This window comes from Paraburkholderia sp. BCC1886, assembly GCF_900996245.1.
Taxonomy (GTDB): Bacteria; Pseudomonadota; Gammaproteobacteria; order Burkholderiales; family Burkholderiaceae; genus Paraburkholderia.
On sequence record NZ_CAAJGK010000085.1, the window covers coordinates 284,074 to 297,824 of the forward strand.

Annotated in this window: 11 protein-coding genes; 4 read left to right on the forward strand and 7 right to left on the reverse strand. The window is 65.3% G+C overall.

What is annotated here, in order from left to right; translation table 11 throughout:
• Positions 1–7: 7 nt before the first annotated feature.
• On the reverse strand, positions 8–1,180 hold the full coding sequence (locus FQ746_RS27875; RefSeq protein WP_144113017.1) for a glycosyltransferase: 1,173 nt from the start codon (positions 1,178–1,180) through the stop codon (positions 8–10).
• Positions 1,180–2,046: a squalene synthase HpnC gene (gene hpnC / locus FQ746_RS27880; protein WP_144113018.1), complete on the reverse strand. Its 867-nt coding sequence runs from the start codon at positions 2,044–2,046 to the stop codon at positions 1,180–1,182. Before hpnC ends, FQ746_RS27875 begins: the two co-directional genes overlap by 1 nt.
• 350 nt (positions 2,047–2,396) lie before the next feature.
• Between hpnC and ispH the strand changes: the two genes are divergently transcribed.
• Positions 2,397–3,341, forward strand: a complete 945-nt coding sequence (gene ispH, locus FQ746_RS27885) for a 4-hydroxy-3-methylbut-2-enyl diphosphate reductase (protein ID WP_144113019.1) — start codon at positions 2,397–2,399, stop codon at positions 3,339–3,341.
• 10 nt (positions 3,342–3,351) lie between these two features.
• Positions 3,352–4,503 (forward strand): adenosyl-hopene transferase HpnH, encoded by a 1,152-nt coding sequence (gene hpnH, locus FQ746_RS27890; RefSeq protein ID WP_144113020.1) that lies wholly within the window; start codon positions 3,352–3,354, stop codon positions 4,501–4,503.
• Positions 4,504–4,593: 90 nt separating this feature from the next.
• Here hpnH and FQ746_RS27895 read toward each other — a convergent pair whose 3' ends face one another.
• Positions 4,594–5,199 carry a phospholipid-binding protein MlaC gene (locus FQ746_RS27895; RefSeq protein WP_144113021.1) on the reverse strand — a complete coding sequence of 202 codons (606 nt, stop codon included), beginning with the start codon at positions 5,197–5,199 and terminating at the stop codon, positions 4,594–4,596.
• Between the two features lie 286 nt (positions 5,200–5,485).
• Between FQ746_RS27895 and FQ746_RS27900 the strand changes: the two genes are divergently transcribed.
• Both FQ746_RS27900 and FQ746_RS27905 read left to right on the forward strand, forming a co-directional pair.
• The gene (locus FQ746_RS27900) at positions 5,486–8,107 is read left to right on the forward strand and encodes an MMPL family transporter (RefSeq protein WP_144113022.1); all 2,622 of its coding nucleotides are present in this window, start codon (positions 5,486–5,488) and stop codon (positions 8,105–8,107) included.
• Positions 8,104–9,051: a VacJ family lipoprotein gene (locus tag FQ746_RS27905; protein WP_144113023.1), complete on the forward strand. Its 948-nt coding sequence runs from the start codon at positions 8,104–8,106 to the stop codon at positions 9,049–9,051. Before FQ746_RS27900 ends, FQ746_RS27905 begins: the two co-directional genes overlap by 4 nt.
• 55 nt (positions 9,052–9,106) lie before the next feature.
• On the opposite strand, the gene FQ746_RS27910 is transcribed toward FQ746_RS27905, so the two are convergent.
• The 4 genes from FQ746_RS27910 to hpnE form a co-directional block, all read right to left on the reverse strand.
• Positions 9,107–9,586: an acyl-CoA thioesterase gene (locus tag FQ746_RS27910; RefSeq protein WP_144113024.1), complete on the reverse strand. Its 480-nt coding sequence runs from the start codon at positions 9,584–9,586 to the stop codon at positions 9,107–9,109.
• A 115-nt stretch (positions 9,587–9,701) separates the two neighbouring features.
• Complete coding sequence (locus FQ746_RS27915) at positions 9,702–10,424, reverse strand: phosphorylase (protein WP_144113025.1); 723 nt, start codon at positions 10,422–10,424, stop codon at positions 9,702–9,704.
• 3 nt (positions 10,425–10,427) lie between these two features.
• Positions 10,428–12,485 (reverse strand): squalene--hopene cyclase, encoded by a 2,058-nt coding sequence (gene shc, locus FQ746_RS27920; protein WP_144113026.1) that lies wholly within the window; start codon positions 12,483–12,485, stop codon positions 10,428–10,430.
• Positions 12,482–13,750, reverse strand: coding sequence for a hydroxysqualene dehydroxylase HpnE (hpnE, locus tag FQ746_RS27925; protein ID WP_144113027.1), 1,269 nt, complete (start codon positions 13,748–13,750; stop codon positions 12,482–12,484). Before hpnE ends, shc begins: the two co-directional genes overlap by 4 nt.
• Between the last annotated feature and the right edge of the window lies 1 nt (position 13,751).

Consider the following 13,751-nt stretch of genomic DNA (forward strand, 5'->3'; position numbering starts at 1 on the left):
ACGCAGGTCAGCGGTCCTGCACCGGCGCCTGCACGCGCGCCTTCCACTGCCCGCCCTTGCCGCGCCAGTAACGCACCGCCGACGCAAACGTCGCGCCGACATAGAACAGCGCCACCAGCGGCAGAAACGGCGCCCACAACGGCGAACGGCGGTAATAGCTCAGCATTGGCGCATACGCGCAGCACATCGCCGCCCATGCAAGCCATGCGGGCCAGCCGGTCGGGCCGAGCACCAGCGCGGCAAGCGGCGGCAAAAGATAAATGATCGCCATGCCCACCAGCGTTCCGGCCAGCAGCAGCGGCGAGTAGTGCAATTGCGTGAACGCGGTCCGCGCAATCATGTTCCAGATCTCGCGCCAGCTATCGTACGGACGCAGCGACACGCTGCGCGCCGCCACATCCAGCCGGATCGGATGACGTCCCGTGCCGCGATGCTTGATGCGCGCGGCGAGACTGCAATCGTCGATCAGTTCGGCGCGGATCGACTCGATGCCGCCCGCTTCTTCCAGCGCACTGCGCCGCACCAGCATGCAACCGCCCGCCGCCGCCGCCGTGCGATTGCGCGGATTGTTGACCCATGCGAACGGATACAGCTTGGCGAAGAAGAACACGAAAGCCGGAATCAGCGCCTTTTCCCAGAACGAATCGCAACGCAGCCGGACCATCAGCGAAACCAGGTCGCGCTGCTCCGCCTGGGCGCGGATCACCAGTTGCGCGACGGCGTCCGCCGGATGACCGATGTCCGCGTCGGTCAGCAGCAGAAAGTCGGCGGGCAGGCCGAGCGTGCGCACGGCTTCGATGCCTTGCGACTGCGCCCACACCTTGCCGGACCAGCCCGTCGGCAACGGCTTCGCGGTGAGCACCGTGAGCCGGTCGGGACACTGCAACTGCAACGCGGCAGCGCGCGCGGCCTCGGCGGTGCCGTCGGTGCTGTGGTCGTCGACCACGATCACGTGGAAGTTGCCCGCATAGTCCTGCTGCAGCAACGTGGTCACCGCCGCGGCGATCACGTCGGCTTCATTGCGCGCCGGCACCACGGCCGCGACCGCCGGCCAGGCGTCGCGCGGCGTCACCGCGAGCGGCGCGGCGGGACGCGCACGCCAGAAGCCGCCGCGCGCGAACAGCAGGACGGCCCAGATCAGCAGCGAAACACAGGAGAGCAGAAACAGAACGACGACCATCAGGCATTCCCTTCGATTGAACGCGCCGCCACGCCGACCCGGCGCGAGAGCCGCATCATCAGCGTGCGCGCCGCCACGACGCACCAGTCGAACGTATTGAGCACCGGGCGCTCGCGAAACACGTCGTAACCGGCTTTTTCGATCCGTTCGAGAAAGCGCAGACCGCCGTGCACGGCCCCGCACAATTCGATACCGAGACGCCCGGGAATGCGCAACGCGAGCGGCGCACCACGCACCAGCGTCGCCCGCACGAAGTCCACCTCGTGCGCCATCAGCGCACGCCAGGCATCGTCGACCGTGCCTTTGGCGATTTGCGCCTCGGTCACGCCGAAGCGCTGCAGATCGGCCAGCGGCAGATACAGGCGATCGTTTTTCCAGTCGGCCGACACGTCCAGCCAGAAACTGATGAGTTGCGACGCGGTGCAGATCGCATCGGCATCGGCGAGATTGCGCGGCGTGGCCGCCTTCACGAGATGCAGCATCAGATGCCCAACCGGATTCGCCGAGTGGCGGCAATAGTCGAGGAGCGCGGCGCGGTCCGGGTAACGGTGCGTATCGATATCGTGCGCGCAGCCGTCGAGCAGATCGTAGAACGGCGCGAGCGGCAGCTTGTATTGCGCCACCACGCCGGCGAGCTTGCCGAATAGGAGCGCATGGACCGGCGCCGCGCGCCGCCCGGCCACGGCGTCGAGCCCGGCGCGGAAATCGGCGAGACGCGCATCGCGCTCGGCCGCGCTCCAGTCGCCCTGGTCGGCCAGATCGGCGGCCGTGCGCACAACCTGATAAATTATGTCGACCGGCGCGCGCAGCGCCTTCGGCAGCAAGACCTTCGGCACCGGAAAGTATTCGTGTTGATCGACGTCCATCCAGCGAGCCTCGAAACCTTTCTGTAATGTGGGCGCCAACGGGCGCCGCAGGACCGCGTAGTTTAAGGGTTCCGATAAAGCGGCGCAGCGTGTAATCATTGCCATCTGCACGCGGGCGCAATCGGGAGGCCTTCACGGAGCGTAGGTGGCACTCGTAGCCGGTGAGTCGGGCCACCAGCCGGCCCCCTCAAAGCAAAGCCCGGCTGATAGCGTTAGAATGCGCGTTTGGTTTTGCTGTACCGGCCCGACGCCGGGGCTCAAGACGTCAACTAAATAGATAGATGATCGCGGCGATCGAGTCACAGTTACCGACTTCTTCACAGCCCGCGTCAGTCGGAGTTCGCCCATTTATGCGAGTCATCCTTGCCCAGCCCCGCGGCTTTTGTGCGGGCGTTGTCCGTGCAATCGAGATTGTCGATCGCGCGCTACAGCAACACGGCGCGCCCGTGTATGTGCGCCACGAGATCGTCCACAATCGTCACGTGGTCGACAATCTGCGTGCGAAAGGCGCGCGTTTCGTCGAAGAACTCGATGAAGTGCCGCACGGCGCCGTCGCCATTTTCAGCGCGCACGGTGTGGCGCAAACCGTCGAGCGCGATGCGGAACAGCGCGGCCTCGATATACTCGACGCCACCTGTCCGCTGGTCACCAAGGTCCACGTGCAAGGCCGGCAATATGTCGCCGCGGGCCGCACGCTGATTCTTATCGGTCACGCCGGGCATCCGGAAGTGGAAGGCACCATCGGTCAGATTCCCGGCAAGGTATTGCTGGTGCAAAGCGAAGCCGAAGTCGCCCATCTGGACCTGCCGCTCGACACGCCGCTCGCGTATGTGACGCAAACTACGCTGTCGGTGGACGATACGCGTGGCATTATCGATGCGCTGCTGCGCCGCTTCACCAACATCGTCGGACCCGATACGCGCGACATCTGCTACGCCACGCAAAATCGTCAGGCTGCCGTGCGGGAACTGAGCAAAGAGGTCGACGTGCTGCTGGTGGTGGGCGCCACCAATAGTTCGAACTCGAACCGGCTGCGCGAAATCGGCAGCGAAAGCGGCGTGGCGAGCTACCTCGTCGCCGACGGTTCGGAAGTGAAGCCGGAGTGGTTTGCCAATGCGCAAACGGTCGGCGTCACGGCCGGTGCTTCGGCACCGGAAGAAATGGTCAGAAACGTAATCGATGCGCTGAGCGCATTGGGGCCCGTCGATGTCACGACGATGGCGGGCCGTGAAGAAAAAGTCGAATTCAAGTTGCCGTCGAAACTGATGCAACCACTCGCTGCACGCGAAGTTTAAGGAGGACGTCTTGTCTATTCCGCTGCTACAGAAAGTCCGGGTCGGCGCATACATCATGCGTCAGCATCTGTCTGGCAATAAGCGCTACCCGCTCGCCTTGATGCTGGAACCGCTGTTCCGCTGCAACCTTGCCTGCAATGGCTGCGGCAAGATCGATTATCCCGATCCCATCCTGAACCAGCGTCTGTCGCTGGAAGAATGTCTTGGCGCCGTCGACGAATGCGGCGCGCCGGTGGTCTCGATCGCTGGTGGCGAGCCGCTGCTGCACAAGGAAATGCCGCAAATCGTCAAGGGCATCATCGCGCGCAAGAAGTTCGTGTACCTGTGCACGAATGCGCTGCTGATGGAAAAGAAAATGGACGACTACCAGCCGAATCCGTACTTCGTCTGGTCGGTGCATCTGGACGGAGACGAACAGGCGCACGACCATTCGGTGTCGCAGGAAGGCGTGTACGTGAAGGCCGTTGCCGCGATCAAGGAAGCGAAGCGCCGTGGTTTCCGCGTGAACATCAACTGCACGCTGTTCAACGACGCCGTGCCGGAGCGCGTGGCCAAATTCTTCGACTCGGTCAAGGAAATGGGCGTCGACGGTATTACCGTGTCGCCGGGTTATGCGTACGAACGCGCGCCGGATCAGCAGCACTTCCTGAACCGCGACAAGACCAAGCATCTGTTCCGCGAAATTTTCAAGCGCGGCAACAACGGCAAGAACTGGTCGTTCAGCCAGTCGGCCATGTTCCTCGACTTCCTGGCCGGCAATCAGACGTATGAATGCACGCCCTGGGGCAATCCGGCGCGTACGGTGTTCGGCTGGCAGAAGCCGTGCTATCTGGTCGGCGAAGGCTATGTGAAGACCTTCAAGGAACTGATGGACACGACGGAGTGGGACAAGTACGGCACGGGTAACTACGAGAAGTGCGCGGACTGCATGGTCCACTGCGGCTTCGAAGCGACGGCCGTGATGGATACGGTCGCGCATCCGCTGAAGGCGCTGAAGGTGAGCCTGCGCGGTCCGAAGACGACCGGCGCGTTCACGGAAGACATTCCGTTGGACAAGCAACGTCCCGCCGAATACGTGTTCTCGCGTCACGTCGAGATCAAGCTCGAGGAAATCGGCCGCACGGGTAAGGGCAAGAAGGTTCAGACGGCTTCGGTCCACTGACCTGATTTCTGCACGCTGACGATAAAAAGCGCGCTAGCCTTTCGGCCAGCGCGCTTTTTTCATGGGGCATGTGGGACCAGCGAGGAAGACTCAGCCCGCGCTGCGTGCGTTATGAGCGGTCAGAAACTTGATCAGCCCGTCGACGCCGCCTTTGTTCAACTGGTCGGCGAACTGCGTCTGATAAACCTGAATCAGCCACGCGCCCATCATGTTGATGTCGTAGACCTTCCAGCCGGTGGCGCTGCGGGTCATGCGGTAATCGATTGCGTCGTCGCCGCCGTTGCTCATCACATGCGATTGCACGACGGCGTCCTTGGCGCCGGCGGGCACGTTAGCCGGCAAGAACTTGAACTTCACGTCCTGATCGCGCAGTTGCGACAGCGAAGCGGCGTATGTGCGAACCAGCAGCAGTGTGAACTGGTCGTAGAGCTGCTTCTGCTGCTCGGGTGTCGCGGTGCTCCATGCCTTACCCACTGCGATGCGCGTGGTGCGCTGGAAGTCGGTGGCCGGCAGGAAGCGGGTTTCCACCAGCTGCGTGATTTTTGCCATATCGCCGCCGCGCGCTTGCGGATCGGCTTTCATCGCGGCGACCGTGCCTTCCACCGCACTCTTGACCACCGCATCGGGGGCACTCTGCGCATACGCCGCCGTGGACACCACGGCCGCTACTACAAAAGCAGACAGATAACGTTTCATACGCTCGCCAGGATCTGAGAAAAGTCAGCGCCGACGCTACCTGCAAGCCCATGCTCGGTAAAGCCCGTTTGCGGGTCCGTCGGCGAAAGCACAATAGACCAGTATATCGGGATTGCGTTCCCGCCCGGGTTGGGCCCTGCTGGTCTCCGGGTTGTGCCCGGGGTTCGTCCCGATTGGTCCCGCCACGCGCTGCGTTTGCCAGGGAACACGAGCGGGATCGTCCGTCTCTGTATACTTGTGCACTTTCCCGAACAACTCACCCCGTGATAAGGCCCAGTCCGCCTACATGCTGAAGTCATCTATCGTCCGTCTCGTCGCCTATTCGGTGCGCCATCCGCTGCGGATCATCCTGCTCTCGCTCGTGCTCGCGGTGCTGAGCGGCTTCTATGTCGCGCATCACTTCAAGATCAATACGGATATCAGCCGTCTCATCGAAACGGACGCGCAGTGGTCCGGGCTCGAACACGCAATGGACGACGCCTTCCCGGATCGCGGCCAGACCGTGCTGGTCGTGGTCGAAGCGCACGCGCCGGAATTCGCCGATGCCGCCGCCAACGCGCTGACGGCCGCGCTCAAAGCCGACTCGAAAGAGTTCGTCGCCGTCTCGCAGCCCACCGGCGGCGCGTTCTTCGATCACAACGGCCTGCTGTTCCCTTCCACCGATGAAGTGCTGTCGACCACCTCGCAGCTGGTGCAGTCGCGCCCGCTGGTCAACGCCCTCGCCCACGACCCGAGTTTGACCGGTCTCGCCAGCACGCTCACGACGAGTCTGCTGCTGCCGCTGCAGCTCGGTCAGGTGAAGCTCGCCGACATGAGCCATCTGCTGTCGCAAAGCGCGGACACGCTCGACCGCGTGCTGGCCGGTCAGCCCGCGGTGTTTTCGTGGCGCTCGCTGGTGGACAGGAGCACGGCGAGCAATCCGGCGCGTGCGTTTGTGATCGTGCAGCCCGTGGTGAATTACGACGTGCTGGAGCCAGGCGCGAGCGCGACGCAGGCGATCCGCAATACGGCCGCGTCGCTGCATCTCGATGCGCGTTACGGCGCCAGCGTGCGGCTGACCGGCGAACAGCCGCTCGCCGACGAAGAGTTCGCCTCCGTCAAGGACGGCGCCGCGCTCAACGGCATCGGCACGATCGTCGTCGTGCTGATCATTTTGTGGCTCGCGCTGCGCTCGGGGCGCATGATCGCCGCGGTCTTCATTACGCTGTTCGTCGGGCTGGCGATTACGGCAGCGCTCGGTCTTCTGATGGTCGGCGCGCTCAACATGATTTCGGTCGCGTTCATGGTGCTGTTCGTCGGGCTCGGCGTCGACTTCGGCTTGCAGTTCGGCGTGAAATATCGCGAAGAGCGCAACCGCGACGACCGGCTCTCGGCCGCGCTCGCGCACACCGCACATAGCATCGGCGTGCCGCTGACGCTCGCGGCCGTCGCGGTCGCGCTCAGCTTCTTCTCGTTTCTGCCGACCGCTTATCGCGGTGTGTCGGAGTTGGGCGAGATTGCGGGCGTCGGCATGTTCGTCGCCTATCTGACCAACATGACGCTGTTGCCCGCGCTGCTGAAAGTGTTCAACCCGCCGGGCGAAGCTGCTTCGCCCGGCTTCAGGCAACTGGCGCCCGTCGACGATTTTCTCGCCCGGCACCGCAAGCCGGTGCTGATCGGCACGCTGATCGTCGTGATCGGCGCTACGCCTTTGCTGTTCCATCTGCGCTTCGACTTCAACCCGCTGCACCTGAAGGACCCGCATACGGAGTCGATGGAAACGCTGCTCTCGCTAAAGGATTCGCCGCAAGCCGCGGTGAACAACGTGCATGTGCTCGCGCCGTCGCTGGCCGCTGCCGATCAGATGGCCGCGCGTTTGCGCACATTGCCGGAAGTCGGCCGCGTTACGACGCTCGACACCTACGTTCCCACCGAACAGCATCAGAAGCTGATGCTCGTGGCCAGCGCCGCGCAGCAACTGTTGCCGGCGCTGCAGCAGGCCGGCGCGCCGGCCGCGACCGACGCCGTGCGGGTCGATACGCTGAAGCGCGCGGCCAACCAGCTCGCGCTGGCGGCGGACGATCATCCGGGACCGGGCGCGGCCGAGGCGAAGCATCTCTCGACGACGCTGCAAAAGCTGGCCACCGCGAATGCCGCCACGCGCGATCGCGCCGAAACCGCGATGTCGGAACCGCTGCGGATCGCGTTGAAGCAGTTGGCCGATCTGCTGCAACCGGGCGAGATTACGCGCGAGAACCTGCCTGCCGATATCGCCAAAGGCTGGGTCGCGAAAGACGGCCGGGCGCTGGTCGACATCGCACCGAAGGTTAAACCCGGCACCGATCCGAACGACGACGCGATGCTCGCCCGCTTCGCCCACGCGGTGAAAAAGGCGGAACCGGGCGCGATCGGCGGACCGATCTCGATCCTGCATTCGGCCGATACGATCATCAAGGCGTTCCTGCAAGCGGCGGGTTATGCGCTGCTGTCGATCGCCATCCTGTTGTGGATCGCGTTGCGGCGCCTCGGCGACGTCCTGCGCACGCTGGTGCCGCTGCTGGTCTCGGCGCTGGTGACACTGGAATTGTGCGTGGTGTTCGGCATGCCGCTGAACTTCGCGAATATCATTGCGCTGCCGTTGATGCTCGGCGTCGGCGTGGCCTTCAAGATTTACTTCGTGATGGCCTGGCGCAACGGGCAAACCGGCCTGCTGCAATCGAGTCTCACTCACGCCGTGCTGTTCAGCGCGGCGACCACGGCGACGGCGTTCGGCAGCCTGTGGCTATCGCACCATCCGGGGACGGCCAGCATGGGACGTCTGCTGGCGCTGTCGCTGCTTTGCACGCTGATCGGCGCAGTCGTATTCCAACCGGTATTGATGGGCAAGCCGCGCGCACGTCGCGAGAAAAACAAGGGAATTGAAGCATGAAGCTGCGTACCACCGTGCTGGCGCTCACCGCGACCGGGCTGATCTCCGGCTGCGCCACCGGCCCCGACCGAAAACCCGGCGATCCGTTCGAACCGGTGAACCGGGTCGTGTTCAGGTTCAACGACGGGCTCGACCAATACGTGGCCGTGCCGGTTGCGAAGGGTTATCAGAAGGTGACGCCGCAGCCGCTGCGCACCGCCGTCAGCAACTTCTTCTCCAATCTCGGCGACCTGAACAACGCCGCAAATGCGCTGCTGCAACTGAAGATCACCGACGCGACCGAAGATATCGTGCGCTTCGCCTTCAACTCGACGTTCGGTCTGGGCGGCCTGATCGACTGGGCGACGCCGGCCGGGCTGCCGAAGCATCATCAGGACTTCGGTCTGACGCTCGGCCACTGGGGCGTGCCTTCGGGTCCGTATCTCGTGTTGCCGCTGTTCGGCCCGAGCACGGTGCGCGACAGCATGGGACTGATCGTGGACGTGAAATTCAATCCGCTGAACTACATGGAACCGGCGGTGCGTAACCCGCTGTACGTGCTGCAGTTCGTCAGCGTGCGCTCCGATCTGCTGGGCGCGACGGACCTGCTGCAGCAGGCGGCGCTCGACAAGTATTCGTTCGTGCGCGACGCGTATACGCAGCAGCGTCAGGCCCGTCTGCGCGGCTCGAACGGTAATGCCGCGCCGCTGCCGGATTACGACGATCAGGATGGGAATGGCGCGGGAGCTGCGACGCCGAAGGGCGCGGCCGGCTCCGGCTTGCCGAATTACGACGATCCGGGCGACGGCGCCACCGGTGCGCCCGCGGCAGCCCCGGGAAGCACCACGGCAGCGCCGGCGGGACTGCCTAACTATGCGGACCCGGGCGATACCCCGGCGTCAGCGGCGGCCCCGGCTAGCACTACGCCGGGCGCGGCTGCGCCTGTGGCGCCGGCTGCGCAGTAAAACTCGGAAGAAAGGCGGAAGCGCCGGAACGGCGCTCCGCTTCGAACCATCCCACTCAATGCAGGCTGTCGACTTCGCCTCGCGTCACCACCAACTCTTCTTCCACCGCTGCGGGGCCTTGCGGCACCGGCCGCGAATCTTCGCGATAACGGTTGAACGCTTCGTCGGCGTAACGGATTTGCGTGCGGCCATGCGGCGCCGGCTCGCCGTGTTCGTCGAGATTCACGAACACCATTTTCTCGACAGTCAGAATGCTTTTACGGGTGATCTTGTTGCGCACTGCGCAGCGCAGCGTGATGGAGGTCCGCCCAAAATGCGTGGCGGTCATGCCCAGTTCGATGATGTCGCCCTGACGTGCCGAGCTGACAAAATTGATCTCCGACATGAACTTGGTGACGACCCGTTGATTGTCCATCTGGCAGATGGCGTAAATGGCCGCTTCCTCATCGATCCAGCGCAGCAGGCTACCGCCGAACAATGTGCCGTTCGGGTTGAGGTCTTCGGGCTTGACCCACTTTCTCGTATGAAAATTCATCTGGTACTCCGTGCTTGATGGCACCGAAAGCCGGTAGCGAAGCCGCCGACCTAGGGTTAACACTGACAGTTTACCAGAGATAAGGGTTTTCCCTAGTTTTTCAATAAGGGCTGAATTACAAACGGAGCGCGTCCGCCAGCGTCATTGCGTGGCGGGCCTTAACCAGCGTCGTGCGCGCCGCGCGGGCGTCGAAGGCCACCTGAATCAGTCCGCGAAGCTGCGACGGCTGGCGCAGCAATTCCCGCAAAATCGGCCCGAGCGCGGTACTGCCGTCGTCCTGCAAGCCGGCTGTCGCGGCGGACGGTAGAGTCCGCCACGCCGGATCGACAATCGTGCGGCACACGGCGAACGGCACGCCATGCGCGGCTGCCGTCGCGCCCGCGATGTGCGACTCCATATCCACCGCCAGCGCGCCGGTCGAGCCGTGCAACGCGCGCTTGTCGTCCGCGCTGATGAGCGGCGCCGTGACCGCCGCCATCGAACCGCGCCGCAGACGCGCCCCGACCGGCTGGCCGCTCATCGCCGCGGCCAGCCGGTCGGCCCATGCCGGATCGGTCGGCAATCGTCCGAACGGCCCGTCGACCGCGTCCGCGATAATCAGCGCGCCCGGCTCCAGATCGGGTGCGAGGCCGCCCGCCGTACCGAAGCTGACGATGCCCGCGCAGCCGCGCGCTACCACCGCGCTGAGCGCGCGCTCCAGCAGATCGGCGCGCGCCGCATAGACCACTTCGACGCCGTCGCCGCGCGCGATGCGCGCTTCGAACGCCATGCCCGTCACGACGATCACCGGCCGGGTGCTGCGACCGCCGGCCGCGGTCGGCGCAATTCCGGACGACATCCGTTACATCCCGACCGTGACGCGCGTCGTGCCGGCGCGCGTCAGATTGCGGTAGCGCGCGAGCGCCCACAACGGGAAGAACTTGCGATAGCCGTGATAGCGCAGATAGAACACGCGCGGAAAGCCGGTCGCCGTGAATCGCGTCTCGTCCCACAGTCCATGCTCGCGCTGTTCCCGCTGTAGATACGCAATGCCACGCGCCACCGCCTCGTGATCGACCGCGCCGGCGGCCATCAGCCCCAACAACGCCCACGCGGTTTGCGACGCGGTGCTTGGCGCGCGCTCGTAGCCGCGATAGTCGAGCTTGTAGCTCTCGCCGCCTTCGCCCCAGCCGCCGTCCTGATTCTGGATAGACAGCAGCCACTGCACCGCGCGCTGGATGCGCGGGTCGTCGTGCGGCATGCCCGCGGCGTTCAGCGAACACAGTGCGGTCCACGTGCCGTACACGTAATTCAGGCCCCACCGGCCGTACCAGCTGCCGTCCGGCTCCTGCTCCTTGAGCATGTAGTCGAGCGCGCGCTGGGCCGGCGCGCTGTTCTGCGGCAGCTCGCCGAGTTGCGCGAGCATCGACAGACAACGGCCCGACACGTCAGCCGTCGGCGGATCGAGCAACGCGCCGTGATCCGAGAACGGGATGTTGTTCAGGTAGTACTGGGTGTTTTCCGGTTCGAACGCACCCCAGCCGCCGTCGCTGCTCTGCATCCCGACCACCCATTCGCGCGCGCGCGCAATCGCGTCGCGGTCCACGTCGGAGTGCGTGAGATCCGCCGAGCGCTGCATGGCCATCGCCACCACTGCCGTATCGTCGACGTCGGGGTAATGCGCGTTGTTGTACTGAAACGCCCAGCCGCCGGGACGCACCGTCGGACGGCGCGAGATCCAGTCGCCGCGCACGTCGAGAATCTGCAAAGGACGCAACCACGCGAGACCGCGTTCAGCGGCCTGCTCGGCATGCGCCTCGCCGGTTTCGAGCAACGCGTGCGCGACCAGCGAGGTGTCCCACACCGGCGACAGACACGGCTGGCAGTACGCCTCGTCGTCCTTGATCACCAGCAGCTTGTCGATGGACCGGCGCGCGATCGCGCGGTTCGGGTGATCGGCGGGATAGCCGAGCACGTCGTACATCATCACCGAGTTGGCCATGGCTGGGAAAATCGCGCCGAGGCCGTCTTCGCCGTTCAGCCGTTCGTCGACGAAACGCACGGCTTCGCGCACCGCGCGCTCGCGCGTGGCTTGCGGGAACAGCCCGTCGACCGCGCGCAGCAACACGTCCACGCCGCGGAAGAAGGTGAACCAGCCGGCGTGCTGATGCGGCGCCCGCTCGTTCATGCCGGTGTTGACCGGCGCACCGCGGAACAGCTCGTCGATCCGCACGCGACGCGGATTGCGCGCCAGCGGCCGCTTCGCATTCAACACGAGCAAAGGCACGATGACCGTGCGCGCCCAGTACGACACCTTCGACAGATGGAACGGGAACCACTGCGGCAGCAGCGTGATTTCGACTGGCATCATCGGCACCGCGCGCCATGACACAACGCCGAACAGCGCCAGCAGGATACGCGTGAACACATTGACGTTTTCCGCGCCGCCATGCCCGAGGATCGCGTCGCGCGCGCGGACCATGTGCTCGGCATCGACCGGGTCGCCGATCATCTTCAGCGCGAAGTAGGCCTTCACGCTGGCGCTGATGTCGAGTGCGCCGTCAGTGAAGAGCGGCCAGCCGCCGTTCGCGAGCTGGATGCGGCGCAGGTAGCGGCCGATCTTCTGTTCCAGTTCGAGGTTCGGCGTTTCGCCGAGATAGTGGACCAGCAGCACGTATTCGGCGGGAATGGTCGCGTCGGCTTCGAGTTCGTAGACCCAGTGGCCGTCCGCCTGCTGCGCGGCGAGAATCGCGTCGGTCGCGCGGGTGACGACGGCGTCGAGCGCGGGGTCTTGCGTTGCAGCCTGCGAAGCCGGGGGCACGGCGGCGCTCGCCGGCAAATCGAGCGTCAGATGCGCCAGCTCGGGTAGCACGGCAGGCGCCGCGGCATCCAGTTGCGGGTCTTGAGAGAAGTCGTTCATCGGCGTTCCATCGGTTGATTCAGTAGCAGGTCCGCGGCCTTCTGGCCGGAGCGGATCGCCCCTTCGATCGTCGCGGGCAGGCCGGTGGCCGTCCAGTCGCCCGCGAGCGTCAAATTGTTCCAGCGCGTGCGCGTGCCGGGACGCAACGTGTCCTGATCCGGCAGCGCCGCGAAGGTCGCGTGTTTTTCCAGCACGACCTGCCAGGCCGGCAGCGGGTCGACCGGCAGATTCACGGCGCGCGCTACCTCGGCCCACAGCGTGCGCGCGAGCTCGTCGCGCGGCATGTCGAGTACGCGCTCGGCCGCGTTCACCGTGACGGACAAACGGCCATCGGTGGCAAACAGCCAGCCGGCGGTGCCGTTCAGCAGGCCCGTGATGGGCGGCAAGCCGAGCGGCGGCTCGACGGCAAAATGAGCATGCGCGACCGCGGCAAACCGGTTCGGCGCACGCAGGCCCGGAACGAGGGTCGGCGCGACCTCGGGCGGCACGGCCAGCAGCACCGCCTGATTCGGCGCCAGCGCGACGTGTTCGTTGGCGAAACGCAGCGCCTGCACCCGCGTGTTGTCCGTGCTGAACACGATGTCGTTCAGCCGCGAGCCGAGCTGGATCGCTGCGCCGCCGTGCTGCAACAGCCGCAGCGCCGGATCGACGAAAGCACTGCCGAGCCCGTTGCGCGCCACCAGCGGCCGGCATGCGAGGCCGCCTGCCAGCAAAGTCTCGCGCAGCATGGCGCCGGTCAGTTCCGCCGACGCTTCGCGTGGTCCGACATTCAGCAACGCGTGAAACAGCGGCCGCAGCAGCCGGTCCCACAACGCGCCGCTGCAACGCATGGTCTCGCCGACACTCCGGCCCGGCCGCGCGAACAGCAGCGGCACGAGCGCGAGGTAATCGGCGGGACCGGTGTTCGGCACGCGCGCAGCCGCATCGAAAATCCACCACGGCAGATGGCCGGGCGAGACCCGTACGGTCCAGCGCGCGAGCGTCGCCAGGTCGACGAACGGAAACTCGGGCTGATCCGGGCCGACCAGTTCGTCGACCGCGCCGATTGCACGCAGGTAGTTCATCGTCGCGGCGTTGCCGGACAGCACCATGTGATTGCCGCTGTCGATGGTCGCGCCGAGCCGGCTGTCGTAGTACGAGCGGCATCGCCCGCCCGCGTAAACCGCCGCGTCGTGCAGCACGACCTGCGCGCCGCGCCGCTGCAACTGCACGGCGGCGGCGAGGCCGGCAAGACCTGCGCCGACCACGTGGACGAGCTTCTTCATC

Bases quoted from the DNA above. Each gene is read 5' to 3' on its own strand.
- ispH (WP_144113019.1), top strand. From the start codon at position 2,397: ATGCGAGTCATCCTTGCCCAGCCCCGCGGCTTTTGTGCGGGCGTTGTC.
- FQ746_RS27895 (WP_144113021.1), bottom strand. From the start codon at position 5,199: ATGAAACGTTATCTGTCTGCTTTTGTAGTAGCGGCCGTGGTGTCCACG.
- hpnC (WP_144113018.1), bottom strand. From the start codon at position 2,046: ATGGACGTCGATCAACACGAATACTTTCCGGTGCCGAAGGTCTTGCTG.
- FQ746_RS27875 (WP_144113017.1), bottom strand. From the start codon at position 1,180: ATGGTCGTCGTTCTGTTTCTGCTCTCCTGTGTTTCGCTGCTGATCTGG.
- hpnE (WP_144113027.1), bottom strand. From the start codon at position 13,750: ATGAAGAAGCTCGTCCACGTGGTCGGCGCAGGTCTTGCCGGCCTCGCC.
- shc (WP_144113026.1), bottom strand. From the start codon at position 12,485: ATGAACGACTTCTCTCAAGACCCGCAACTGGATGCCGCGGCGCCTGCC.
- FQ746_RS27900 (WP_144113022.1), top strand. From the start codon at position 5,486: ATGCTGAAGTCATCTATCGTCCGTCTCGTCGCCTATTCGGTGCGCCAT.
- FQ746_RS27915 (WP_144113025.1), bottom strand. From the start codon at position 10,424: ATGTCGTCCGGAATTGCGCCGACCGCGGCCGGCGGTCGCAGCACCCGG.
- FQ746_RS27905 (WP_144113023.1), top strand. From the start codon at position 8,104: ATGAAGCTGCGTACCACCGTGCTGGCGCTCACCGCGACCGGGCTGATC.
- FQ746_RS27910 (WP_144113024.1), bottom strand. From the start codon at position 9,586: ATGAATTTTCATACGAGAAAGTGGGTCAAGCCCGAAGACCTCAACCCG.